Source organism: Hymenobacter mucosus (assembly GCF_900188255.1).
GTDB lineage: Bacteria > Bacteroidota > Bacteroidia > Cytophagales > Hymenobacteraceae > Hymenobacter > Hymenobacter mucosus.
This window is the reverse complement of sequence record NZ_FZNS01000001.1, coordinates 781,856-804,708: the sequence shown is the minus strand read 5'-3', so window position 1 is coordinate 804,708 and position 22,853 is coordinate 781,856. Positions and strand designations below refer to the sequence as shown.

The following is a 22,853-nucleotide window of genomic DNA, read 5'->3' as shown; positions in this document are numbered from 1 at the left end:
GAGGCAAGGCTATCTACTTTAGGCGAACCAAAGTAGCACCGTAACCAAACTTTTCCTTCTGCGAATCTTCGAAGAACTTAATGTCGCGGTTGCGGCTAAGCAGCTTGTGCAATTCCTTGCGTAGCGTGCCGTTGCCGGAGCCGTGAATAAAGACGATTTCGTGCATGTTGGTAGCCAAGGCGCGGCTCAGTGCATCCTCAAACGCATCGAGCTGCAGCTTCAGGATGGCCGTGTTGGTGAGGCCTTCCGTGCCGCCTTCGGGGCGTAAGGCTTCTAGGTGCAGGTCTACCTCGTGGGGTGGTGCCACTATGGCTTTGGCGGGTTCCGGGGTAGGAGCAATGGCCGCCGGCTTAGCGGGCGCATTTCCGGTTAGCTGGGCCTTAAGCGTTTCGGCTAGCTTCTCGGGTGCAACCGCTACGGGAGCAGCGGGCTTCTCGTCGAGCTGAAACAGGTAGGCTTCCCGCTGGAGGACGGGCACGTTGGGCTGGCGGCTGGTGTAGAAACTAGCCGCCTTAAACTGTAGGCGCTTGGTTAGCAACTCATAGGCCGTGTTGCCATTGAGTTGGAAGGGTAGGAGCTGTACCACGGGCGCAGCCCACTGATCGAAGTCCTTGAGGTGCCAGTGACCCAGCGCCGGGCTAGCCGACTTGGCCGCCAGCTTCTCGGCCCGCAGCCCCCGGTACTGCCCGTTACGCTCCTCACCATAAGTAAACAGCACGTCCCGGTCGGTGTGGTTTACGATGTGCAGGGCGAGCAACTCCGGCGACTGGTGCGTAAGAGCCAGGTACAACCCCTTTTGCACCGTTACGGGAGCGTTTTTGGCGGCGGGCACTGGGGCCGGGCCTTCCGTTTTGAGGGGGGCGCTAGGGGCTGCAGGAGCTACTCCGGCCGCTTTGGCCGCCCGGGCAGCCCCTGAGGAAGCAGCTTTCTTCTCAGCTGCCACAGAGGCGGCACTCTGCCCAAAAGCCTTCGTTTCTTCGGCGGCCACTACCACTACCTCGCGGCGCAGCACCGGAATTGTAAAATCATTATCGATGGCTACCTCTACCAATTCGTCGCTAAGCAAGCGGGTAATGATGCCTTCTTCGCGCCCTGTGAGCAGGCGCACTCTATCTCCTACGTTCATATCAAAAGTCAAAAGGGAGGTCAGGTGGAAAGGGATAACAAAAGTAACGGGCAAAACACGCCCGCGGCCGTCGGATATAGTAACTATTCTATCCTGCTTGCTTTTTCGCGCCGAAAGAGTCGCGCTAAAGCACTACTGTAGAGGCGAAAACCTATGGTGAAGCAGAATCCTTTAACTGGTGAAGCATCGTGGTTACGGCCTGCTGCTGTACAGCAGCAAGGCTTCATCGGGCCGGGTGTGCCGCATGGTTAGTAGTACAACCCGTGAGCTACTAAGCCCCGGCGTTGATTCCATTCCAAAGCGGGCGCCGGCAAATGAAAAATGCTTGCCACGTAGAAAATCCGGCGCAGGAGTTTACTACGCGTAGGAATGCGCCGCAGGTCTACGTCAAAGCTGAGGTAGTACTGGCGGTAGGGGCGAAGGCCCAGCGCCGCGTTGGCGTCCTGATCATTGTACACCATCTGCTGGGCTCCATAGCCCACGGCTGGCTGCAACCAGCGGGGCCAGCGCGAGGTAGCGGGCAGCCACGCCCCTACATCGGCACAAAGCCAGTAAGTCTGGCCATTATAATCTTTAAGGTACTGTTCGCCCAGGCTGCTACCTAGCACGTTGGGGCGCAGCTTGGCGTAGCGGGTGGTATGAAACGAGTACTTGGGCATAAGGCGCACGTCGCCCCAAGCTAGCTGCTGAGCTATCAGGCCGGCTGAGCCCAAAAAGTTGGCCGCCAGGTCAGTAGCAGAAGCCCCATACTGCGGGTCGCGCCCATCTAGCAACTCAATGGGGCTTTGCAGGAGAAACCCTACGAAGCCGCCGTACCACGTGGCGGGGCGCTCCGGTACGCCCGCCCAACGGAGCATATCTACTGCCCCCCGGCTTTCGTGGAAGGCGCCCCAAAAGTGACCGACTTTGTCCATCTGTTTCCATTCCGGCAGGTCGTTGAACCAGTGGAGCCGCGTCCGCTCACCCGTGTACCAGCCTTTGCTCAGCAGATACAGCGTGCTGGAGTAGGCTACTACCAACCCGCCCGCCAGCACTGGTAAGCGCCGGCTCAGCAGCAACGTGTCGGCCGTGTTACGTGGTGTTAAGGAGGCTGTTGGCTGGCTAGCTGGCCCTATAGCCGATATCGGTTCCGTTGGGGGTAGCGCCGGAACTTGGGCCAAGGCAGACACAGACGAAAAACTGAGTGCTATACCCAGTAGTAGCCTTTCACACCGCCTCCGGTACGTAGTAGGGTGAGCCGAGAAAACAAACCGAGTGGAAAGCACTGCCAAGGAGAACGGAACAGAAAATAAAACAGATCAAAGCTACAGAAAATACTATTTGCTGCTTGCTTAGACTGAGAGTGAGTACGTACCTTTAATGCTACCTTGCACAGTATAAGATCAATGGCAAGTTGCTGTAAAGCAATACAGCATTACTTATTCCTTCCCATTTTCCAAATTCCCCAATCCTGTTTCGTATGAAAGTACTTCGACTATTACTGAGTTTTATGGCTCTACTGGCTGGAATGCCGGTTGCCTGGGCTCAGGTTGTCACCACGCAGCCAACGTTCTTCCGCGATACGGACGCCGTGACTCTCACCTTTGATGCCTCTCAGGGCAATAGAGCACTAGCCAATTTTACGGGTGATGTGTACGTGCACACGGGCGTTATCACCAACCGAAGCACTACTCCTTCCGACTGGAAGTATGTGAAGTTTACCAATTTCAACGCGCCTGATCCATCCATCAAGCTTACCCGCAGCACTACCAATCCCAACCTGTATACCATCAGCCTTACCCCTAGCGTGCGGGCGTGGTACAACGTACCAGCCGGAGAGCAGATCCTGAAGCTGGCTATGGTATTCCGCAATGCTACGGGTTCCCTTGTGGGCCGAGCTACTGGCGGGGGCGATATTTTTGTAGATGTAGCCCAAGGGTCTCTTACTGCCCGTATCACCTCTCCCGCCGTATCCGGAACGCAGTTTGTAGCGGCTGGTACCGCTATCAGCGTTACAGGGCAGGCTTCCGCTAGTGCCGATCTGAAATTCCTGCTCAATGGTACTCAGGTAGCTCAGCAAGCAGCAGCTACTACGCTCACCAGTACCGTCACTATCAACCAGACGGGGCGCAATGTGCTGCGTTTCACGGCTACTAGCGGCGCTACTACTGCCTCCGACTCGTTGGTGTATGTAGTGCGTCCTGCCGTAACGGTTGCCGCGTTGCCGGCTGGTGCTAAGGATGGGGTCACGTACATAAATGGCGGGACGTCTGTGATTCTGAACTTAACTGCTCCGGGCAAGCAGTTTGTCTATGCCATTGGCGAGTTCAACAACTGGCAGGCCCGCGAAAACGCCTACATGAACCGCACGCCCGACGGCAAAAACTGGTGGGTGCAAATCAATAACCTCACGCCCGGCCAGGAGTATGCCTACCAGTACTTGGTAGATGGCTCGTTGCGCGTAGCTGACCCGTACACGGAAAAAGTGCTGGACCCCGGCAATGACTCCTTCATTCCCGCCATCACCTACCCCAACCTGAAAGCTTATCCTACGGGGCAGACCACGGGTATCGTTTCAGTGCTGCAAACCAACCAAACCGCCTACCAATGGCAGATCAACAACTTCAGCAAGCCTAGCCGCTCCGACTTGGTAATATATGAGTTGCACCTGCGCGACTTCATTGCCCGCCACGACTACCAGACCCTACGTGACACCTTGGCCTACATTCAGCGCCTGGGCATCAACTGCATTGAGCTGATGCCCGTGAACGAGTTCGAGGGCAACGAGTCGTGGGGCTACAACACCTCGTTCCACTTCGCTCCTGATAAGTATTACGGGCCCAAGAATGAACTGAAGCGCTTTATTGACGATGCCCACCGCCGCGGTATTGCTGTGGTTCTCGACATGGTGCTCAACCATGCCTTTGGGCAGAATCCTATGGTGCAGATGTATTTCGATGCGGCGGCGGAAAAACCGGCTGCTAACTCCCCCTGGTTCAATGCCGACGCTACCCACCCCTTCAACGTGGGGTACGACTTCAACCACGAAAGCGCCGACACGCGCTACTACTCCAAGCGTGTAATAGAGCACTGGCTGCGCGAATACCATATAGATGGCTACCGGTTTGACCTGAGCAAAGGCTTTACTCAGCGCAATACGCCCACGAACGTAACAGCCTGGGGTGCTTACGACCAGTCGCGCATCAACATCTGGCAGGATTACTACAGCTACATGGTGAGTGTAGACCCTACAGTATATCCTATCCTTGAGCATTTCGCCGACAACTCAGAGGAGATTGTGCTGTCAAACATGGGCTTTATGCTGTGGGGAAACATGAATCACCAGTACAACCAAGCCACCATGGGCTACAATGACCAGTGGGACTTCAGCGGCGGCTACTACGGAGCACGCACCTGGACCCGGCCCAACCTGGTAACGTACATGGAAAGCCACGATGAAGAACGCCTGATGTTCAAGAACCTGAGCTTTGGTAATGTTTCCGGTTCGTACAGCGTCAAGAACTTGACGACTGCCCTAGCCCGTCAGGAAATGGCGGCGGCTTTCTTCTTCACCGTACCCGGCCCCAAAATGGTGTGGCAGTTTGGTGAGCTAGGGTATGATGTCAGCATCGACGAGAACGGCCGTGTAGGCAATAAGCCCATCCGCTGGAACTATCAGCAAGTAGCCGCCCGCCGCAAGCTCTACGACGTATACCGCTACCTCATTGGCCTCAAGAAAACTGAGCCCGCCTTTGAGAACCCAACCGCCTATACCCAGAACCTATCGGGTGCCGGCAAGACTATTCACCTTACTGGAGCTAACCTCAGCGTCACGGTTGTTGGCAACTTCGATGTGGTACCTACCAGCGTAAACCCAGAGTTTCAGCGTACGGGCAAATGGTATAACTACCTAACTGGCGACAGCATCACCATAGCCAACGCTACGGCTCCTCTTACGCTTCAGCCCGGCGAGTACGCCGTGTATACCTCGCGCAAAATTGCGCAGCCTACTACCGTGCTGGGCACCAAGCGCCAGCGTGAGGCCGCTCTGCAACTGGTAGCTCTGCCTAACCCCGCCGGTACTACCGCCACGCTACGCTATGAACTGACCCAAGCAGCGCCCGTCACGGTTACTATTACGAACATGCTGGGCGCTACCGTCCGTACTATTGCACCGACCGGCCGGCAGGGTGTAGGGGGCCATGAAGTACAAGTGCCGGTGCAGCAACTAGCCAACGGTATTTACATGGTGCGTCTGAGCACTGGCAGCCAGCAGCAAACGGTGCGCCTCTCCGTGCAGCACTAGCAGCCACCCCAATACTTGTAAGGCACAAAAAAGCGGCCGATCCACTGGTGGATCGGCCGCTTTTTTGGTTCTGATACGCTCGTTCTTGACAGCTTACCTACTATATGCTAGAGGGCTTCTTCGTGGAAAGAAACTAGGTCGTCGATGGGAGAGCGAATGATTTTGCCAACCTCCATATGGTGGTCGCGAGCTACTTGCGAGAGTGCGTCGCGGAAGTTGTAGCCAACTGAACCGATGCAGTTGAAGGTGTAGTCCTGGTAACGGGGGTAGTGGCTTACAATATTCGCGAAGAACGTCTCGAAGCCTTGCAGCACAATTTCGCGGCAGTAGCTGATGTTATTGTGGTCGTACGTGAACTTGGCAAAGCTAGCCAGGAAGCGGTTCGGCAGCGGCTGGTTATACAGGCGGTCCAAAATATCATCACGCGTGAGGTTGAACTCCTCGCGGAAAATGTCCTGCAAGCCATCTGGTAGCAGGCCGCGCAGATAGTCACGTAGCAGACGCTTGCCAATGAAGGAGCCGCTGCCCTCGTCGCCGAGGAAGTAGCCCAGGGAATCAACGTTATAAGTGATTTTAGTGCCGTCGTACAAACATGAGTTTGTACCGGTGCCCAAGATAGCCGCAAAGCCAGGCTTGCGCCCCAGCAGTGCCCGTGCCGAGGCCAACAGGTCGTGGTCGACGATAACCTTGGCTTGGGGGAATACTTGCCGCATCGCCTTGGCAATTATTTCCGCTTTTTTGGCGGAAGAAACGCCCGCACCATAGTAGTGGACCTCCGTAACTTCCTCGCGGGGGAGCGTATCCGGTAAGTTCTTCTCCAACGAAGCCTCTACGGCTGGGGTGGTCATAAAATCCGGATTATATCCTTCAGTATTGAAGTATACACGGTTGCCAGTTTTATCGAGCTGGCACCAACTGCTCTTGGTCGAGCCACCGTCGGCAATTAGAATCATAGTCTGTAGGGAAATGGGAAGGAAAGGCGCCTACTATACAACTGACAGGCATTTGTCCAAAGGTCGTACGTTCTGGTCACCTACGCAACGAAAAATACGCTGGTAACTCACAGATAGCATAATTTCGACGCTCTAAAATACAGCTGTATACGCTTGCTGTAGCATCTTTTTCGCCCGTTACAATTGCGGGTATAGGAAAGTAAGTATATAGTATTGGTTAGGGCTTTGAAAGGAAGAATAAAATAGTATTTTTAATGACGAGCTATTTAAGTGAGTAATCCCTCATTTATACTAGCCGGTCAATATATTCTTCATACCAATTTGCCTCATGAAAAAACCTTTTACTCTGGTAGCCCTTGGGCTCTTCGCTGCGGCTGTGCCCATGCACGCCCAAACTCTTGATGGTCAAGTGCAAGCATCGGAAGGCTATACTCGTCTAAGTCAGTATACTAGCACAGTGCGTGGCTTTGGTGACCACGGCTTGGTGGCGCTTTACGCCAAAACTACGGCCACTAAAGTATACATTGCCCTGACTGGAGCATTAGAGACGAATGGAAACTCCTTCCAGATTTACTTGAATATTCCGGGTAAAACAGGAGTTGCGTCTGGTACTGCATTGCCGGTAAGCAGCATTACAGGTACCTCGTTCGAAAAAGCGGCTCCCATTATGGAAATGGAGGTCGATTATGGATTTGGAGTGAAGGGTGGAGCCACTACTTCTGCTAGTAGCATCATTGACTATACTAGCGTAACAGGTGGCAAAGCGGCTGATCAGCAGATTGGTAATCTTCCCATTGCTGGTACGCTTGTGACAGCACCTACTACGCTAACAGGTGGCTTAAATAAAACTCGCATGGCATTTCTGAATGTCAATTTGCTCACGGCGCACACGGGTGCCCAAGGCTGGGAAATTGAACTGGACAAAGCCGACCTCGGCATTGCCGATGGCGCAACGCTGCAACTATTTGCTGCCCAAAATAACGGTGACGGTGGTTACTTCTCCTCTGATGTACTTCCGGAAGTAACCGGCAATACCAGCACAACGAATAGTGGTAATCTGGCAACCAACCCGAATTTTGTCACTCTGGCCGGCACTCAATTTATCACTTATACAGCCACTGTCATGGCTACTCGTGAGGCCGTGGCTAGTGCCCTGAAGTTTGGGGTGTACCCGAACCCTAGTGCCGGTGCGGCGCAGGTTAGTTACGTAGTTCCAGGAGGCCAGCAGGAAGTGGCCCTGGAAGTGTTCAATGCACTAGGCCAACGGGTACGTAGCTTGGCAGCTGGCAAGCAGGCTGGTGCACAACTGTATTCGTTCGACAACCTAGCTGCTGGTGCTTATTTCGTGAAACTACGGGTAGGAACACAGTTTACTAGTCAAAAGGTAGTAGTAGAATAGCTATTCGCTTGCATATAAATAGTAAGCGGTAAGCTGGATAATCATCACTTCCCGGATAAAAGAAAAGCTCCGCCTATCTAGGCGGAGCTTTTCTTTTATCCGGGAAGTGATGATTACTTCTTCGTGATAGTATAGGTAGGCTTAGGAGTTGCGTTCAAATTAAGCGTCACTTCGTACGTGCCAGTAGCAGTCATTGCAATGTCAGCACCACCTGCTTCTAATGCCTTGTCATTAGCATCGTCGCCATAATTTAATGTCCAGGCGTCATTAGCGCGGAACTTGAATGCTCCCGCTGTGAGTGGCAGCGTTGCCTTGAAGGTGCGAGTGCAGAAGTCATACGTCATATCCGTATCCGTATCCCACCCACCAGGAGTAGCAGAACCAATGATGCCCCATTTGTCGGCGGGTGCAGTTTGACCAGCGTATGGAGTGGCTTGAATTGAGCTAGTGGTAGAAGTGGCCGTTGATGCTGCCGTACCGACGGTAGCTATTACACGAACATCTAGCTTAGTTGCAGTATTAGCTGAGTTGCAATCAACGCCCTCATAAACGGAGTTTAGTTCGCCTACAGTAAACGTTTTGGTCAGCGCATTGCCTACATTCACTTCATATACATTACTAGCAAAATTGGAGCCTTGCTTAGCGAACTGTAGCATATATGTAGTAGCTGCTTGGTACCCAAAGTCAGCCGGAGTCCATGTATATGTAACAGCGTTGTTAGCTGAAGTAGCGCTGCTCAGTGTGGCAGTAGTGGCACTTGAGGTCAGTTGAGGAGTAGCAGCTATGTTAAGCTTAGCCTGTGTCTCATCCTTCTCACACGAAGCGAGGAAAACAGTCGCCGCCAAGGCTGCCCCGGTGAGCTTGGTAAAAAAACTCTTCATGGTTAGGGAATTTTTTAGGTGAATTTGTACGCAAACCAGGAACCAGCTAACGCTAGTTCCCGGTGCGAATCAAGATGCTTAGTAACCGGGGTTCTGATGACCTGCCAGGTTGGGGTTTGCCACGATATCCGTGTTGGGAATAGGGAATAAAACGCGCGTAGCTTCTACATCTCGGCCTGCCCGCACACCACCTTTGAAAGGCCAGTTGTAGCCAGTAGTGTATTTCCCGAAGCGGATCAAGTCGGTACGACGGTGACCTTCCCAAAACAGCTCACGGCCCCGCTCATCCAGAATATTGTCCAACGACACGGACGTTAAAGCTGAAGCGCCTGAACGTGCTCGTACTGCATTTACCTGTGCTAGAGCTGAACCTGCCGTGCCACCCGTACCACCACGCAAAAGCGCTTCGGCATACATGAGTTGCACATCGGCTAGGCGGAACATGGGGTAATCCGTATCGGGGAAGTTGCCTTCCACATCAGAGCCGGCTACACCGCCCGAGGTTACGTTACGATATTTGGTAACTAGGGTACCGCTGCTAAACGCGCTTAACGTGTCCACATTTGGATTCTGTGCTCTCGTGAAGAACAGATTTCTGCGTGTATCCGTGGTAGAAGTAAACAGCGCCGGCAGGTTCTGCTTAGCACGAGTGCCGCCCCAACCACCATTGATACCAGCACTGGCGGGCGTTACAGCACGACCTACTGCCGCGTGTACTAAGAAGGTCATTCCTCCGTAACCTTTAGTACGAGTGCCATCAAAAGTGATGGGGAAAATGATTTCGTTGCGAGCAGCTGTCTTGTCGTTATCAGCCAAAAACAGATTAGCGTAGCTGGGGCTGAGCGTATACCCAGCAGCAAGTACTTTATTGGCATACGTAACGGCATCATTGTAGCGAGCCGTACCCGTGTATACTTGCGCATTCAGATACAGCTTGGTCATCAAGGTCCAAAGAGTACCCTGGTCAGCGCGAGCGTATACTGCCCGGGGAGCCAGCATAGCGCCTTCGGCATCCAGCGCCTTTAGCTCCGAATCGATGTAGGCAAAAATTTCTGCCCGAGTTTTGTACTCTGGATTCGAACCAATAGTAGCCTCTTCGGTAGCGAAAGGACCGCCGCCAAACATATCAACCGCATGCCAATAGCAGAGGGCACGGAGGAAGCGGGCTTCCGCACGGTACGTACGTATGTTACCGGCTTCCGTCCCAGTGATACCACGCTCCGAGAGCCTGGCATCAGAAGTTTGACGGATAAATTCGTTGCAGAGCGCAATTTCGTAGTAGATACGGTCGTAGGTAGCCCGTATAAACTCGTTGTCTGCGTTCCATTGAATTGTATTCACGCTGGGCAAGTTGCCGTCGTTCCAGCCAAGAACTGCTTCATCCGTCGTGATTTCCTGCAACTGCCAGTAAGCGCGCAAGTAATTAGAGAAGCCTTCGTCGATGCCCGTAATGTCGGGGCTACCAGAAGGACCCGACTGACCACTAATGGCAAACGTGGCGTACAAGCGGGCAAGTACCTGCTGAATCTGGGCTGGGTCCCTATATACTATTTCAGCGTTAGCCGAGTAATCCGGAATCTGATCTAAGTCGTCCGTGCACGAGGAAACCAGGGAAAGTAACCCGCCAGCCATAGCCAGCATTCCTAGGGTGCGAGTGAATTTTTTGTACATAATGCTAGGGGTGGGAGGGGTTAAATACCGAGGTTCAAGCCCAGAGTGAAGGTGCGAGGACGTGGGTAAATAGTGTTGTCGATGCCGCCGATTACTTCCGGGTCAATGCCTTTGTATTTTGTAATCAGGAACACGTTCTGAACTGCAAACGACAGGCTTAAGTTCGTGCCTTTGCGGACCATCTCACCGAAGTTATACCCCAGTGTAACGTTTTCCATTCGCAGGAACGAGCCATTCTCCACATAGTAATCTGAGAAGTACTGAGCTGTGCCGAAACCTGAGCTTAGTACCTCCCGGTTGCGGTTTACCACAAAGCCGTTAGTGCTCTGATCGTAGAAGCTTTCCGAGCGGCGGTTATTATATACGTAGTTGTTCAGGTTGGAACGTAGCGTGAAAGCCAAGTTCGCCCCGTGGTAGGATATGTTGGCCCCACCACCAATGATGTAGTCTGGGCGCGCTGACTTATACCGGTACCGGTCCGAGCTGTTAATTGCGCCGTCGCCATTCCGATCCACGTAAACACCTTCCAGTGGGCTACCATTGGCTCCGTAAACCTGCTGGTTCACGTAGAATGATTGGGCTGGGTAATCCACACTATTCACCTGAATAGTATTACCCGCGCCGCCCGAAATGCCGCCAGTTAGGTTACCAACGTCGTTGGACGAGCTTGTCGAGTTAAGCTTAGTAATGCGGTTCTGATTATAGGTCAGGTTGCCGTTTACTGTTACGTTTAGGTCGTTGCCTTTAACGGCATCCAGGTTGGCTATGAATTCAACACCTTTGTTGGTTAGTGATCCAACGTTGAAAGTGCCGGCGTTCGATAGGCCCGAAAGCGCGGGGATGTTGACGAAATTCAGCAGGTCGCGGGTATCCCGCTTGTACACGTCTACGGAGCCGTAGAAGCGGCCTCCGAAGAAGCCGTAGTCAATACCTGCGTTGTAAGTGGTGGTAGTCTCCCAGGTGATATTGGGGTTGTACTGGTCGGGGCGGAGCGTACGATAAAAAGTATTACCGAGCTGGTATTGCGCCGTCAGGGAGCTCAGTGACAAGTTCGCTAGGAAGGGATAGTAGTTACCGCCCAGATCTTGCTGACCCGTCTGACCATAGCCTAAGCGTAACTTCAATTCCGAAACAGCCTCAGAGTTCTTCAGGAAGTCTTCGCCTTTAATACGCCAAGCAAAGGCGCCGGAAGGGAAGTAGCCGAAGTGGTCGGGGTTAAAGCGGGAAGTTCCATCAGCCCGGAACGTACCCGTGAATAGGTACTTGTCGGCGATGTTATAGTTCAGGCGACCATAGAAGCCAACTAGCACATTGGTGTTCAAGTACGTATTCTGGCCATTATAGCTTAGCGAAACCGGCGCAAAAACGGTACGGTTCTCATCGGCGCTGAAGTCATCAAACACGTAGCTGCGGTTCTCAAACTTCTGATACGAGTAACCCGCCAGCAGCTCCAAGCGGCCGATGCCTAGAGTCCGCTCGTACTTGGCGTAGGCTTCAAGCAGTGAGTTGTTCAGGTCCTGCTTGTAATTATTGTTGATACCCCGGCGGTTGAAGGTAGACGCCGCCGTAAGAGGTACGAAAATGGTTCCGTTGCCGCGCTGGATATCGTAGCCTAGGTTCAGATTGGCGCTTAGGCCCGTCAAGAACGGCAGCTTATAGTCGAGTTGTACGTTGCCGATGCTCCGCTTTACGGTACTCCGGTCGCGGCGCTGATTGATGAGGCTAACTGGGTTGCGGACCGCCAACGTGTTGGGGTTGCCATTGCCACTTGGATCTAGGAACTCAAAGTAGCCGCCGTACTGTGCAAAACGGTCTTCGTTGGAAGTGACAGACTGAGTTGGGTCGAAAGCCACAGCAGCTCCTACTGCTCCTTGGTCAGAGAAGCTGTTGTCAATCCAGGAGCCTTTTAAGTTGATAGTAGCGCGCAGATTACCATCGAGCAGAACAGGTGTCAAGCTGATCGCACCGCTATAGCGCTTCAGATCATTGTTCTTTAGCAAACCTTGTTGCGACAAGTAGCCTCCAGATACGCGATAAGGAACTGGACCAGCAGAACCGCTGATGCTCACGTTATTGTCAGCGGTGTACGCCGTGCGGTATATCTCGCGCTGCCAATCGGTGTTGGCCGTGCCCAACGTAGCTAGTTGGCTAGTCGTACCACGCTCCCGTACCAATGTGCGGAACTCGTCAGCATTGAGTACATCAGCATATTTAGCTACCGTTGCCAACGACTGTTGAGTTGACACGTTCACATGGAACGCGTCGCCCTGCACTCCTTTTTTAGTAGTAACAATAATTACCCCGTTGGAAGCTCGCACCCCGTAGATGGCCGTCGAAGAAGCATCTTTCAATACGGAAATACTTTCGATGTCATTCGGGTTAATCAATGACAATGGGTTGGTAGCACCTGCCAGACCTGTATTATCAACAGGTACTCCATCAATAATAATGAGTGGGCTATTAGATGCACTCAAAGATGAGCCGCCACGAATCAGGATCTGAGAATTAGAGCCTGGGGCACCGCCACCTGTCGTAATTTGTACACCTGCAACCTTGCCTTGCACCAACTGCTCGGGGTTAGTTACTTGACCCTTTACGAACTGCTTCTCGCTGATTTGTTCTACGGCACCTGTCAGGTCTTGACGACGTTGCGTACCGTAGCCTATTACGACTGCCTCATTCAGCAACGTGGTGTTTTCAGCTAAAGAAACGTTGGCTACCGTCGTATTTTGGCCAGCTGTTACCGTAATGGTTTGACGCTTGGTTGTATAGCCTACAAAAGACGTTACCAGCGTATGCTGCCCACTTGGCACTCCCTGAATAGAGAAGGTACCATCGGAGTTGGTAGACCCCCCGAGGGTAGTGCCTTCAATTAGAACCGTAACACCAGGAATTCCTTCGTTCTTTTCGTCTAGAACGCGGCCACTCACAGTGCCAGTACCCTGTGCGTATGCGCTGCTGACGCTCACGGCTGCAGTCAGCAGCGGAAACGCCAATTTCGCTAGATAGGGGTGTTTCATTGAAAAAATGTTAGGGGTTAAAATGGATTTTTCCGGTGTTGCCGGAGTGGGAATTTGTTTGCCGCCAGAGGGGGATACACCAGAAAAAATGACGCTCATGGCTGCCATCTTCAAAACGATTTTTTTGATGTGAAATGTCACCAAATCGTTAAGAAACAATGCAAGTTAAAGCCTGTCTAGGCACAAAAACAACGTGCCAAACACGCGTCTGAGAATAGCAATAATTGAGGTTTGCCACGAAAAATCAGATCAAGGAGCAGCAGCCTCAGATCTTGCCCCATACATTCAGCCTAACAGCTTAGCGGATAGGATGAGTGAGTACTCTCAAACTATAGTTAAACCCAGCGAGTGACTCAAGTCAACTCGGATAGTGAAGTATGATAATTGATATTGTATGGTAGATTTTGATGATGCTGTATTGCTTTTGCTAGGGATAGTGTGAAAGGAACTATGTATGAAGCTCAATAAGAGTTGGTTTTTGATAGGTGGATCACTGTAATGGTAGCGAATAAGAAAAAAAGCCCCACATACAAGAGGGGGGAAGGCTCTTAAAGTGATGGTTGTTGAAAAAAGTAGTTGCTAAAAAAGTAATCGCACACTCAGCGCATTTTAGCTTTATGTCAATAGAGGCGGGGTCTGGCCTAGGTTTTTAGGGTGATTTGATGAGTGGTTCGGGCTGTCTACTGAGCAGTAGAAGATTGCTCTTGGGAAAGAACATGGCTCGTTAAATCCCTAAATTTATTTTTAGTAAAAAAACTACGAAACTCTCGTCTAGGCCCCATAATGAAAAGGAATTATAGGTGTAGTTAGATTGCAGTTTATGAGAAAAATACAAATCATAAAAACGGTTTTTTTGGGCGTTTTCAGCTAGTTTCCTGGATAATAACGTCGTATCTAGCTCCTTGGAGTTAGTAATAGTCTTTCCTCTCTTTTAGTGTGCCTCGTTGCTCCCTTATGACTCGTTGTCTTCTCATTCTAATACTAGGATTTATTGCTGTACGTGGTGGTGCCCAAACGACCTTCCGCATAACAACATTACCGGCTTCTACACCGGCTAAAAGTACCTTGTACATGGTAGGAGGCTTTAATAAGTGGAACCCAGCTGATAGTGCTTATGCACTTACTCTCAACCAAGATGGTAGGTACCAGATTACACTGCCAGCATCGGTTCAGGGACCCATCGAATTCAAGTTCACCCGGGGGACATGGGGTACTGTTGAAACCGATAACCAAAACAACGATTTAAGCAACCGACAATACGTAGTTACTGGTACTGCGGCGGTAGTAGAAGTGACGGTTGAAAATTGGAAAGATTCGGGAAAGGGGAAGGTGGAGTGCCAGAGTACTCGTCAGGCTAATGTGCGAGTAATAAGCACCCGTTTTGCGATGCCGCAATTGAACCGCACGCGTCGGGTTTGGGTATACCTACCTCCCGATTACGAAACTGCCCCGACCAAACGCTACCCGGTCCTGTACATGCACGATGGGCAAAATGTGTTCGATGCGTGCACGAGCTTTTCCGGCGAATGGGAAGTAGACGAAGCCCTGAATAAGCTGCAGCAACAAGGACTAGACGCGCGCGGCAGTATTGTAGTAGCAGTTGATAATGGTGGTGCCGAACGGCTAAATGAACTCTCGCCGTGGCGAAATCCAGAGTATGGTGGGGGCCAAGGCGCCGCCTACGTGGATTTTATGGCCCGCACACTGAAGCCCTATATCGACGCTACTTACCGAACTCTCTCGGGCCGAGAATTTACGGGCATGGCCGGGAGTAGTATGGGAGGTCTCATTTCTACCTATGCTGCCCTGCGGTATCCGGCGGTATACAGCAAGGTGGGTGTGCTCTCACCGGCATTTTGGTTTGCCAAAGATTCCTTGTTCAACTACTTGCAACAGCATCCGCCCCAGCTAGATACGCGCTTTTACTTCGTAAGCGGTACTACCGAGAGTGAAACCATGGTGCCACTGATGCAGGCCGTGCGTGACTCGTTGTCTCGAGTAGGCAAGCTGACAGGAAACGATTTGCATCTTACAACAGCAACCGATGGCAAGCATGCCGAGTGGTTCTGGCAGCGAGAGTTTCCGGCCGCTTATCAGTGGCTATACACTAGCGCCACGGCAGATGCTCTAGCTTACAGCGTATATCGTGGAAAAACAGCCGGGTATTTGACGGTGCAATTACCGGCTACTGGCGCGCGGGCTAGATTGGAAGTACGCTCGATACAAGGCCAGCGAGTTATTCGGCAGCGTGTACACTCGGGCAGCCAAGTAGACGTTCGTCGTTTGCCGAAAGGGAGCTACGTCCTTCGGCTAGCAAGCAAGCAGCAAACAGGAGAGCAGGGCTTACTACTCGAGTAGGTTGCTGATGGTGGTTGCAACATCTAAAAATTTAAAGGGGTAGTATTGAAAAGTCCGTAAGCAGAAAACCTAAAAAATGCTTGTGCAGTAAAAGGCGTACTGTACCTTTGTGCCGCAAACGCATCCTATTTCAGTTGCTAATGACTTCTCATATGACCCTGCAAGCTTGGTGGTGGCCCCTCGGAAACTCCGGACGGGACAGCCTGTGCATGTAGTAAAGTCAAGTGATTTTGCTTCGATAAACAGAAAGCCCGGCCACCCGCCGGGCTTTTTTCTTGCCGCCCGGCGCTGGAACCACTCCTCCCTCACCAGCCCCGATTCATGAAACAGTTTCAACTCCATACCCGCCATCTTCGCGTATTAGCCGATACGGTAACGCCAGTAGGCCTTTACCTGCGCCTGCGCGACCGGTACCCCAACTGCTTGCTGCTGGAAAGCTCGGACTACCACGGTCAGCAGAATGCGTTTAGTTACTTGGCTTTTGATCCACTGGCCCGCTTTGAGCTACGTAGCGGTGAGCTTACGCTAAGCTTCCCAGATGATAGCACGGTTACGGAAACGCTAGACGAGCCCCGCACCGCCCTAACGCGCCTGCAAGAGTTTGCCAACTGCTTTCAAACCGAGGAAACGGGGTTTGACTTTATTACGGGGGGGCTGTTTGGCTACATTGGCTATGAAGGAGTACAGTACTTCGAGGACTTAACGCTACATGAGGCAAAGCAGGCGGCGGGCAATGTGCCTGATATTTTGTACGGCACGTACCGCTACGTTATTGCAGTAAATCACTTCCGCAACGAACTGTATGTGTTTGAGCACACGTTGGCGGGGCAAGAGGTAGAAGAAGAAGGGCTGCAACGATTGGTAAACCTGATTCGGAACCCGTCGTTACCCGACTTCAAGTTTCAGACAGTGGGAGAGGAGCAGACCAACCAAACCGATGAGGAGTTTCTGCGCGTGCTAGCCCAGGGCCAGCAGCACTGCCGCCGCGGCGACGTATTCCAAATTGTCCTGTCGCGCCGTTTTCAGCAGGGCTTCACCGGTGATGAGTTCAACGTGTATCGGGCATTGCGTTCAATCAATCCTTCGCCCTACCTGTTTTACTTCGATTACGGTTCATTCAAGATTTTTGGCTCTTCGCCCGAAACACAGTTGCTTATCAAAGGTCGGCAGGCCAGCTTGTATCCGATTGCGGGTACTTTCCGCCGCACGGGCCACGATGCTGAAGATGCAGCCCTGGCCCAGAAGCTGGCCGATGATCCTAAGGAGAATGCCGAGCACACCATGCTGGTAGATTTGGCCCGCAACGACCTAGCTCGTCACGGCGACAACGTACAAGTGAAAGTGTTCCGCGAAATTCAGTTCTACTCCCACGTTATTCATTTGGTTAGCGAGGTAACATCCGTGCTGGCGGCGTCAGCTAGCCCCTTGCAAGTGGTAGCCGATACTTTCCCCGCCGGTACCCTTTCTGGGGCGCCCAAGCATCGCGCCATGCAGCTCATTGATGGCTTGGAGCCCACCGCCCGCGGCTACTACGGCGGCGCCATTGGCCACCTGGGCTTCAACGGCGACTTCAATCACGCCATTATGATTCGCTCCTTCCTGAGCGCGCAAGGACAGTTGTACTTCCAGGCGGGTGCCGGAGTCGTAGCAGCCTCCAATATCAACTCTGAGTTGCAAGAGGTGCACCATAAGCTGGCTGCCCTACGCAAGGCGCTCAAAGAGGCAGAAGCAGTATAAAGTGCGGCAAGTAGAACATCCCATAGTGCATTAAAAGGCCACCTTCCAACTGGCGCAAAACCATGAAAATCCTCGTTCTCGACAACTACGATTCTTTCACTTACAACTTGGTGCACTTGCTGCGCGAGTTGGGCCACGGAGAGAACCTCGACGTGATTCGCAACGACAAGCTGACCCTGGAAGACGTAGATAAATACGACGCATTGCTACTGTCTCCGGGCCCAGGGGTGCCTACGGAAGCGGGCCTGATGCCCGAAATTATCAAGCGGTACGCACCCACTAAGCGCATTTTGGGCGTGTGCCTGGGCCATCAGGGTTTGGCGGAAAGCTTTGGTGGAGAACTTTACAACTTACCTGCCGTGCTGCACGGTATTGCTACCGATGCAGAAGTAACCGCGGAGGATCGGCTGTTTGCTGGGCTACCTACCCAATTTCGCGTGGGGCGCTACCACTCGTGGAGCATCCGGCCGGAGTCGGTGCCAAGCGAGCTGGAAGTAACCGCCCGCGACGCCGATGGGGAAGTGCTAGCCTTTCGCCACCGCGAGTATGATGTGCGCGGCGTGCAGTTTCACCCCGAGTCTATCTTAACTGAGCACGGAACTCAGATGCTGCGTAACTGGCTCGCCTAGCACTACCTACTTGCCTAAGGCAGCAGAAGTAGCCAACTGCTATGCGGCCACCTAATCCCACCGTTACCTTACCAACCGCCCAGCTTGCGCTTGGCGTCGTCGATGAAACATCTTCTTAATCAATTGTTCGAGCAGCAGCTCCTGACTCACGTAGAGGCTCAGGAGGCGATGCTGCGTATCGGGCAGAATGAGGCCAATCCGGCCGAAATGGCGGCCTTTATGGCTGTGTACCGGATGCGTCCTATTTCAGTGCCGGAGCTAGCGGGGTTCCGGGATGCGCTGCTCAGTCTTTCTCGCGACCCGGAGCTAGGTACCCACGATACCGTAGACATCGTAGGCACAGGGGGCGACGGCAAGGATACCCTCAATATTAGTACCCTGGCTTGTTTTGTAGTAGCAGGGGCCGGCTACAAGGTCACGAAGCACGGCAACATTGGCGTATCCTCGGTGTGCGGCTCGTCGGATGTGCTGGCGCAGTTGGGGGTAGAGTTTGGTGTGGGTAATGACGTACTGAAGCGCCAGCTAGAGCAAGCCAATATCTGCTTTTTGCATGCGCCATCGTTTCACCCGGCCATGCGTTACGCTGGGCCTGTGCGCCGCGAACTGGGTGTGCGCACCTTCTTCAATATACTAGGGCCGCTCGTGAATCCTGCCCGACCCAAATTCCAGGTAGCGGGCACCTTCAGTCTGGAGCTGCTGCGTTTGTATCACTACCTATTGCAGCAAACCGATGCCCGCTACGCAGTAGTGCACGCGCTGGATGGATACGATGAGTTGTCGCTGACGGGTATGGCCAAGCTGGCTACACCTGCTGGCGAGCAACTAGTATCGGCCGCTGAGCTGGGGCTGACCACAACCACTCCGGCAGAGCTGGCCGGCGGGCGTACCCCCCAGGAGTCGGCCCGGTTGTTTGTAGATGTGCTGGAGGGCCGTGCCACCCGCGCCCAACGCGACGTAGTAACAGCCAACGCCGCCCTAGCCATTGGTTGCCTGGAGCCCACGTTTAGCTTCGCAGATGCACTTGCGGCAGCCCAAGAGTCATTGGACTCGGGGCGAGCCCGGCAGGCGCTGCGCAACTTGCTTACGGCTACGCAGAGTCAGGCTGTGGCTGTGTAAGTGCTTGGTAGTGTAATGCCATGCTGAGCTAGCCTGCGCCGTTAATTTCGGATGGTCTAGCCCGGAAGCACAATCGTTTGAATCTATTTTACCAATGCGGGGTGCTACGCCGCCCGTATTCTACTCTTTTGCCATGCCCACCATTCTCGATACAATTGTTGCCCACAAGCGCCAGGAAGTAGCCGACCGCCAAAGCTTGGTGCCAGCAAAGCTGCTGGAAAAAAGCCTCTACATGAACGCTCAGCCGCTGAGCCTGCGCCGCTACCTACTGCGCGACGACCTCAGTGGTATCATTGCCGAGTTCAAGCGCAAATCGCCAAGCAAGGGCTTCATCAACCCCCACGCCCCGGTAGAGCGCACCACCCTAGGCTACATGCAAGCCGGCGCTTCGGCACTGTCGGTGCTGACGGATACAGAATTCTTCGGCGGCAAAAACGAAGACCTGACCACGGCGCGGCGCTACAATTTCTGCCCCATCCTCCGCAAAGATTTTGTGGTAGATGAGTACCAAATTTTGGAGGCCAAGAGCATTGGGGCCGATGCCGTACTGCTCATTGCGGCGGTACTGACGGGTGAGGAAGTGCTGCGCCTGGGCCGCCTAGCTAAGAGCCTGGGCCTGGAAGTATTACTCGAAATTCATAATGCCGAGGAATTAGAGAAAACCTTGCACCCCGATGCCGTCAACTTGGTAGGGGTAAACAACCGCAACCTGCACGACTTCTCCGTGAGCCTCGATACCTCCGGTGAACTAGCGCAGCGCATCCCCGATGAGTACGTGAAGGTGACGGAAAGCGGCCTGACGTCGGCCGCCGATATTGAGGCCCTGCGCGCAGTAGGCTACCGGGGATTCCTGATTGGAGAAACATTTATGCGCCATTCGCGGCCTGAGAAAGCGTGTGCCGCTTTGGTACAGCAGCTGCGCGCCACCGAGGCCATTACGCTACTCTAAGCTTCTGCCCCATGGTACCGCCCGCGCTAGCTGCTACTCCCGCCCCCTACCTGAAAGTGTGCGGCATGCGGGAGCCCGAGAATATGGCGGCCATAGCAGCCCTGCACCCCGATTTCCTAGGCTTTATCTTCTACCCCCATTCAAGCCGCTACGTGGGCGAGCAGCTTGTGCGGGCCACGCTGGAGCAGTTACCTCCCCATATCCAGAAGGTGGGGGTGTTCGTAGATGCTCCGGTAGCTGAAGTGCAGGCCCGAGTAACAGAACTAGGGCTGAACCTGGTGCAACTGCACGGCCACGAACCCCCCGCCGACTGCCAAGCCTTACGGGCAGCTGGCGTGCCAGTTATCAAGGCCTTCCCAGTGGGAGATACGCTAGATGTAGCAGTCCTCTTGCCTTATGTGGGTAGCTGCGACTACTTTCTCTTTGACACGAAAGGGGGCCAGCCCGGTGGCAACGGCACCGCATTCAATTGGGACTTGCTAGCCGACTACAACCTGCCAGTGCCGTATTTTCTGGCCGGGGGGCTGGAACTTGCCCAGGCTGAGGCATTACGGAACCTGCGCCTGCCAGGCTTGTTTGCCTTGGATCTGAATAGCCGCTTTGAAACGGCACCGGGCGTAAAAGACCCCGAACGGCTGCGGCAGATGTTTGCCGCGCTACGACCAACAGCCTGAAACCTTGAACTCATGACGACAACCTACCAACAACCCACCGAGCGCGGTTACTACGGCCAGTTTGGCGGAGCATTCATTCCCGAAATGCTCTACCCTAATGTAGAAGAGTTGCGCCAACGCTACCTCGATATTCTCGCCGAACCCGAGTTCCAAGCGGAGTACCAGCAGCTGTTACGCGACTACGTAGGCCGGCCTACTCCTTTGTTCGAAGCCAAGCGCCTGTCGGAAAAATATAACACGCGGATTTACCTGAAGCGGGAAGACCTCTGTCACACCGGCGCCCACAAGGTGAATAATACCGTGGGGCAGATTTTGCTAGCCAAGCGCTTGGGCAAGACGCGCATCATTGCCGAAACCGGGGCCGGCCAGCACGGAGTAGCTACTGCCACGGTGTGCGCGCTCATGGGGATGCAGTGCATTGTATACATGGGCGAGATTGACATGGAGCGCCAAAAGCCCAACGTGTATCGCATGCGCTTGCTAGGAGCAGAGGTGCGCGCGGCCTTGAGCGGTAGCCGCACCCTCAAGGATGCTACAAACGAAGCCATCCGTGACTGGATCAGCAACCCCGTTGATACGCACTACATCATCGGCTCGGTGGTAGGCCCTCACCCGTATCCCGATTTAGTAGCCCGGTTGCAGGCGGTTATTAGTGAGGAGATGCGCAAGCAGCTCCTAGAAAAAACGGGCTCTGAGCTGCCGAACTACGTAGTAGCCTGCGTGGGCGGCGGGTCGAATGCGGCCGGGGCTTTCTACCATTTTCTGGAAGAGCCGGCGGTGCAGCTAGTAGCCGTAGAGGCAGCTGGTCACGGCGTCAACTCGGGCCATTCGGCTGCCACATCGGTGCTGGGTAAACCGGGCATTATCCATGGTTCGCGCACCCTGCTCATGCAAGACGAAGAAGGCCAGATTACCGAACCCTATTCTATTTCGGCGGGCCTCGACTATCCCGGTATCGGTCCATTGCATGCCTTCCTGGCCGATTCGGGCCGGGCGCGCTTTATCAGCATCGAAGACGAACAGGCATTGCGAGCGGTGGCTGAATTGAGTCGTTTGGAAGGTATCATTCCGGCGCTGGAAACGGCACATGCTCTGGCCGCGCTGCAACAACTAGGGGCCGGGCCCGATGATGTGGTAGTAATAAACCTCTCTGGCCGCGGCGACAAAGACCTGGAAACGTATTTGAAGCACGCTGAAACGCTCGCATAATTCCCATGGCTAATCGAATCCAACAAGCCTTTGAGAAGAAAGGCAAAAACCTGCTCAACGTGTACTTTACGGCTGGTTACCCCCGCCTAGAGTCTACGGTGCCCGTGCTGCAGGCGCTGACCAAGGCCGGGGCCGACCTCATTGAAATAGGAATGCCATTCTCCGACCCCCTAGCCGATGGTCCGGTAATTCAGCAAAGCAGTACGGTAGCGCTTCAAAACGGTATGAATCTGCGCGTGTTATTCACGCAGTTGCAGGACCTGCGCAGCACAGTGCCCGATACACCGGTGCTGCTGATGGGCTACCTCAATCCAGTGATGCAGTTCGGCATGGAAAACTTCTGCCGCGAAGCTGCCGCTGCCGGCGTAGATGGCGTTATCCTACCCGACCTGCCCTTGGATGATTACGTGGCCGAGTACCAGGATATCTTCAAGCGACACAATTTGCGGCCGGTATTTCTGATTACTCCCCAAACGGCTCCCGAACGCATCCGGCGCATTGATGAGCTGACGGATTCCTTTCTCTACCTGGTATCGGGCCCCGGCACAACGGGTGGTGCCAATACGCAGGCAGAAGGAGTACAAGAAGCGTACTTTCAGCGCATTGAGGAGATGCAGCTCCGTAATCCCCGCCTTATCGGTTTTGGTATCGGCGATAAAGCCTCCTTTCAACATGCCTGCCAATATGCCGAGGGTGCCATCATTGGTTCTGCCCTCATTCGGGCGCTAGATGGGGTAGATGATGCCCCAGCTGCAGCCCAGCGTTTTGTGCAGTCCGTGCTAGCCTAGCAAGTAGCACCCCATGCTCCTGTTTCTCTCATTCTCCAAAATCGACGCTGACATCAGC

16 protein-coding genes are annotated in these 22,853 nt (G+C 53.6%); 10 read left to right on the top strand and 6 right to left on the bottom strand.

Features of this window, described 5'->3' with window-relative positions:
* Positions 1–13: 13 nt before the first annotated feature.
* Both CHB83_RS03365 and CHB83_RS03360 read right to left on the bottom strand, forming a co-directional pair.
* The gene (locus tag CHB83_RS03365; protein WP_089331645.1) at positions 14–1,126 is read right to left on the bottom strand and encodes a Smr/MutS family protein; all 1,113 of its coding nucleotides are present in this window, start codon (positions 1,124–1,126) and stop codon (positions 14–16) included.
* A gap of 248 nt (positions 1,127–1,374) precedes the next feature.
* Entirely contained in the window at positions 1,375–2,295 is a 921-nt protein-coding gene (locus tag CHB83_RS03360; protein ID WP_143436980.1) for a DUF2279 domain-containing protein, read from the bottom strand.
* Between the two features lie 290 nt (positions 2,296–2,585).
* Here CHB83_RS03360 and CHB83_RS03355 point away from each other — a divergent pair, with 290 nt between their 5' ends.
* On the top strand, positions 2,586–5,411 hold the full coding sequence (locus tag CHB83_RS03355) for an alpha-amylase family glycosyl hydrolase (RefSeq protein ID WP_245855264.1): 2,826 nt from the start codon (positions 2,586–2,588) through the stop codon (positions 5,409–5,411).
* 107 nt (positions 5,412–5,518) lie between these two features.
* Here the strand turns inward: CHB83_RS03355 and CHB83_RS03350 are convergent, their stop codons facing one another.
* Entirely contained in the window at positions 5,519–6,364 is an 846-nt protein-coding gene (locus tag CHB83_RS03350; protein ID WP_045687151.1) for an N-acetylglucosamine kinase, read from the bottom strand.
* Between the two features lie 328 nt (positions 6,365–6,692).
* On the opposite strand from CHB83_RS03350, the gene CHB83_RS03345 reads away from it, so the two are divergent.
* Positions 6,693–7,763 (top strand): T9SS type A sorting domain-containing protein, encoded by a 1,071-nt coding sequence (locus CHB83_RS03345; protein WP_089331643.1) that lies wholly within the window; start codon positions 6,693–6,695, stop codon positions 7,761–7,763.
* Positions 7,764–7,876: 113 nt separating this feature from the next.
* Here the strand turns inward: CHB83_RS03345 and CHB83_RS03340 are convergent, their stop codons facing one another.
* The 3 genes from CHB83_RS03340 to CHB83_RS03330 all read right to left on the bottom strand — a co-directional run bounded on the left by CHB83_RS03340 (position 7,877) and on the right by CHB83_RS03330 (position 13,335).
* The gene (locus tag CHB83_RS03340) at positions 7,877–8,644 is read right to left on the bottom strand and encodes a SusE domain-containing protein (protein WP_055562356.1); all 768 of its coding nucleotides are present in this window, start codon (positions 8,642–8,644) and stop codon (positions 7,877–7,879) included.
* 78 nt (positions 8,645–8,722) lie between these two features.
* The gene (locus CHB83_RS03335) at positions 8,723–10,315 is read right to left on the bottom strand and encodes a RagB/SusD family nutrient uptake outer membrane protein (protein WP_045687154.1); all 1,593 of its coding nucleotides are present in this window, start codon (positions 10,313–10,315) and stop codon (positions 8,723–8,725) included.
* Positions 10,316–10,335: 20 nt separating this feature from the next.
* On the bottom strand, positions 10,336–13,335 hold the full coding sequence (locus CHB83_RS03330) for a SusC/RagA family TonB-linked outer membrane protein (protein WP_045687168.1): 3,000 nt from the start codon (positions 13,333–13,335) through the stop codon (positions 10,336–10,338).
* Between the two features lie 954 nt (positions 13,336–14,289).
* On the opposite strand from CHB83_RS03330, the gene CHB83_RS03325 reads away from it, so the two are divergent.
* The 8 genes from CHB83_RS03325 (at position 14,290) to trpA (ending at position 22,795) form a co-directional block, all read left to right on the top strand.
* Complete coding sequence (locus tag CHB83_RS03325) at positions 14,290–15,693, top strand: alpha/beta hydrolase-fold protein (RefSeq protein ID WP_089331642.1); 1,404 nt, start codon at positions 14,290–14,292, stop codon at positions 15,691–15,693.
* A 321-nt stretch (positions 15,694–16,014) separates the two neighbouring features.
* The gene (locus CHB83_RS03320; protein WP_089331641.1) at positions 16,015–17,430 is read left to right on the top strand and encodes an anthranilate synthase component I family protein; all 1,416 of its coding nucleotides are present in this window, start codon (positions 16,015–16,017) and stop codon (positions 17,428–17,430) included.
* Positions 17,431–17,492: 62 nt separating this feature from the next.
* Positions 17,493–18,059, top strand: a complete 567-nt coding sequence (locus CHB83_RS03315) for an anthranilate synthase component II (RefSeq protein ID WP_045687157.1) — start codon at positions 17,493–17,495, stop codon at positions 18,057–18,059.
* Between the two features lie 102 nt (positions 18,060–18,161).
* Positions 18,162–19,175, top strand: a complete 1,014-nt coding sequence (gene trpD, locus CHB83_RS03310) for an anthranilate phosphoribosyltransferase (protein WP_089331640.1) — start codon at positions 18,162–18,164, stop codon at positions 19,173–19,175.
* Between the two features lie 133 nt (positions 19,176–19,308).
* Entirely contained in the window at positions 19,309–20,124 is an 816-nt protein-coding gene (gene trpC, locus CHB83_RS03305; protein WP_045687170.1) for an indole-3-glycerol phosphate synthase TrpC, read from the top strand.
* Positions 20,125–20,135: 11 nt separating this feature from the next.
* Positions 20,136–20,798, top strand: coding sequence for a phosphoribosylanthranilate isomerase (locus tag CHB83_RS03300; RefSeq protein WP_089331639.1), 663 nt, complete (start codon positions 20,136–20,138; stop codon positions 20,796–20,798).
* A gap of 12 nt (positions 20,799–20,810) precedes the next feature.
* The gene (gene trpB / locus CHB83_RS03295) at positions 20,811–22,007 is read left to right on the top strand and encodes a tryptophan synthase subunit beta (protein WP_089331638.1); all 1,197 of its coding nucleotides are present in this window, start codon (positions 20,811–20,813) and stop codon (positions 22,005–22,007) included.
* Between the two features lie 5 nt (positions 22,008–22,012).
* Positions 22,013–22,795, top strand: a complete 783-nt coding sequence (gene trpA / locus CHB83_RS03290) for a tryptophan synthase subunit alpha (RefSeq protein ID WP_089331637.1) — start codon at positions 22,013–22,015, stop codon at positions 22,793–22,795.
* Positions 22,796–22,853 lie beyond the last annotated feature (58 nt).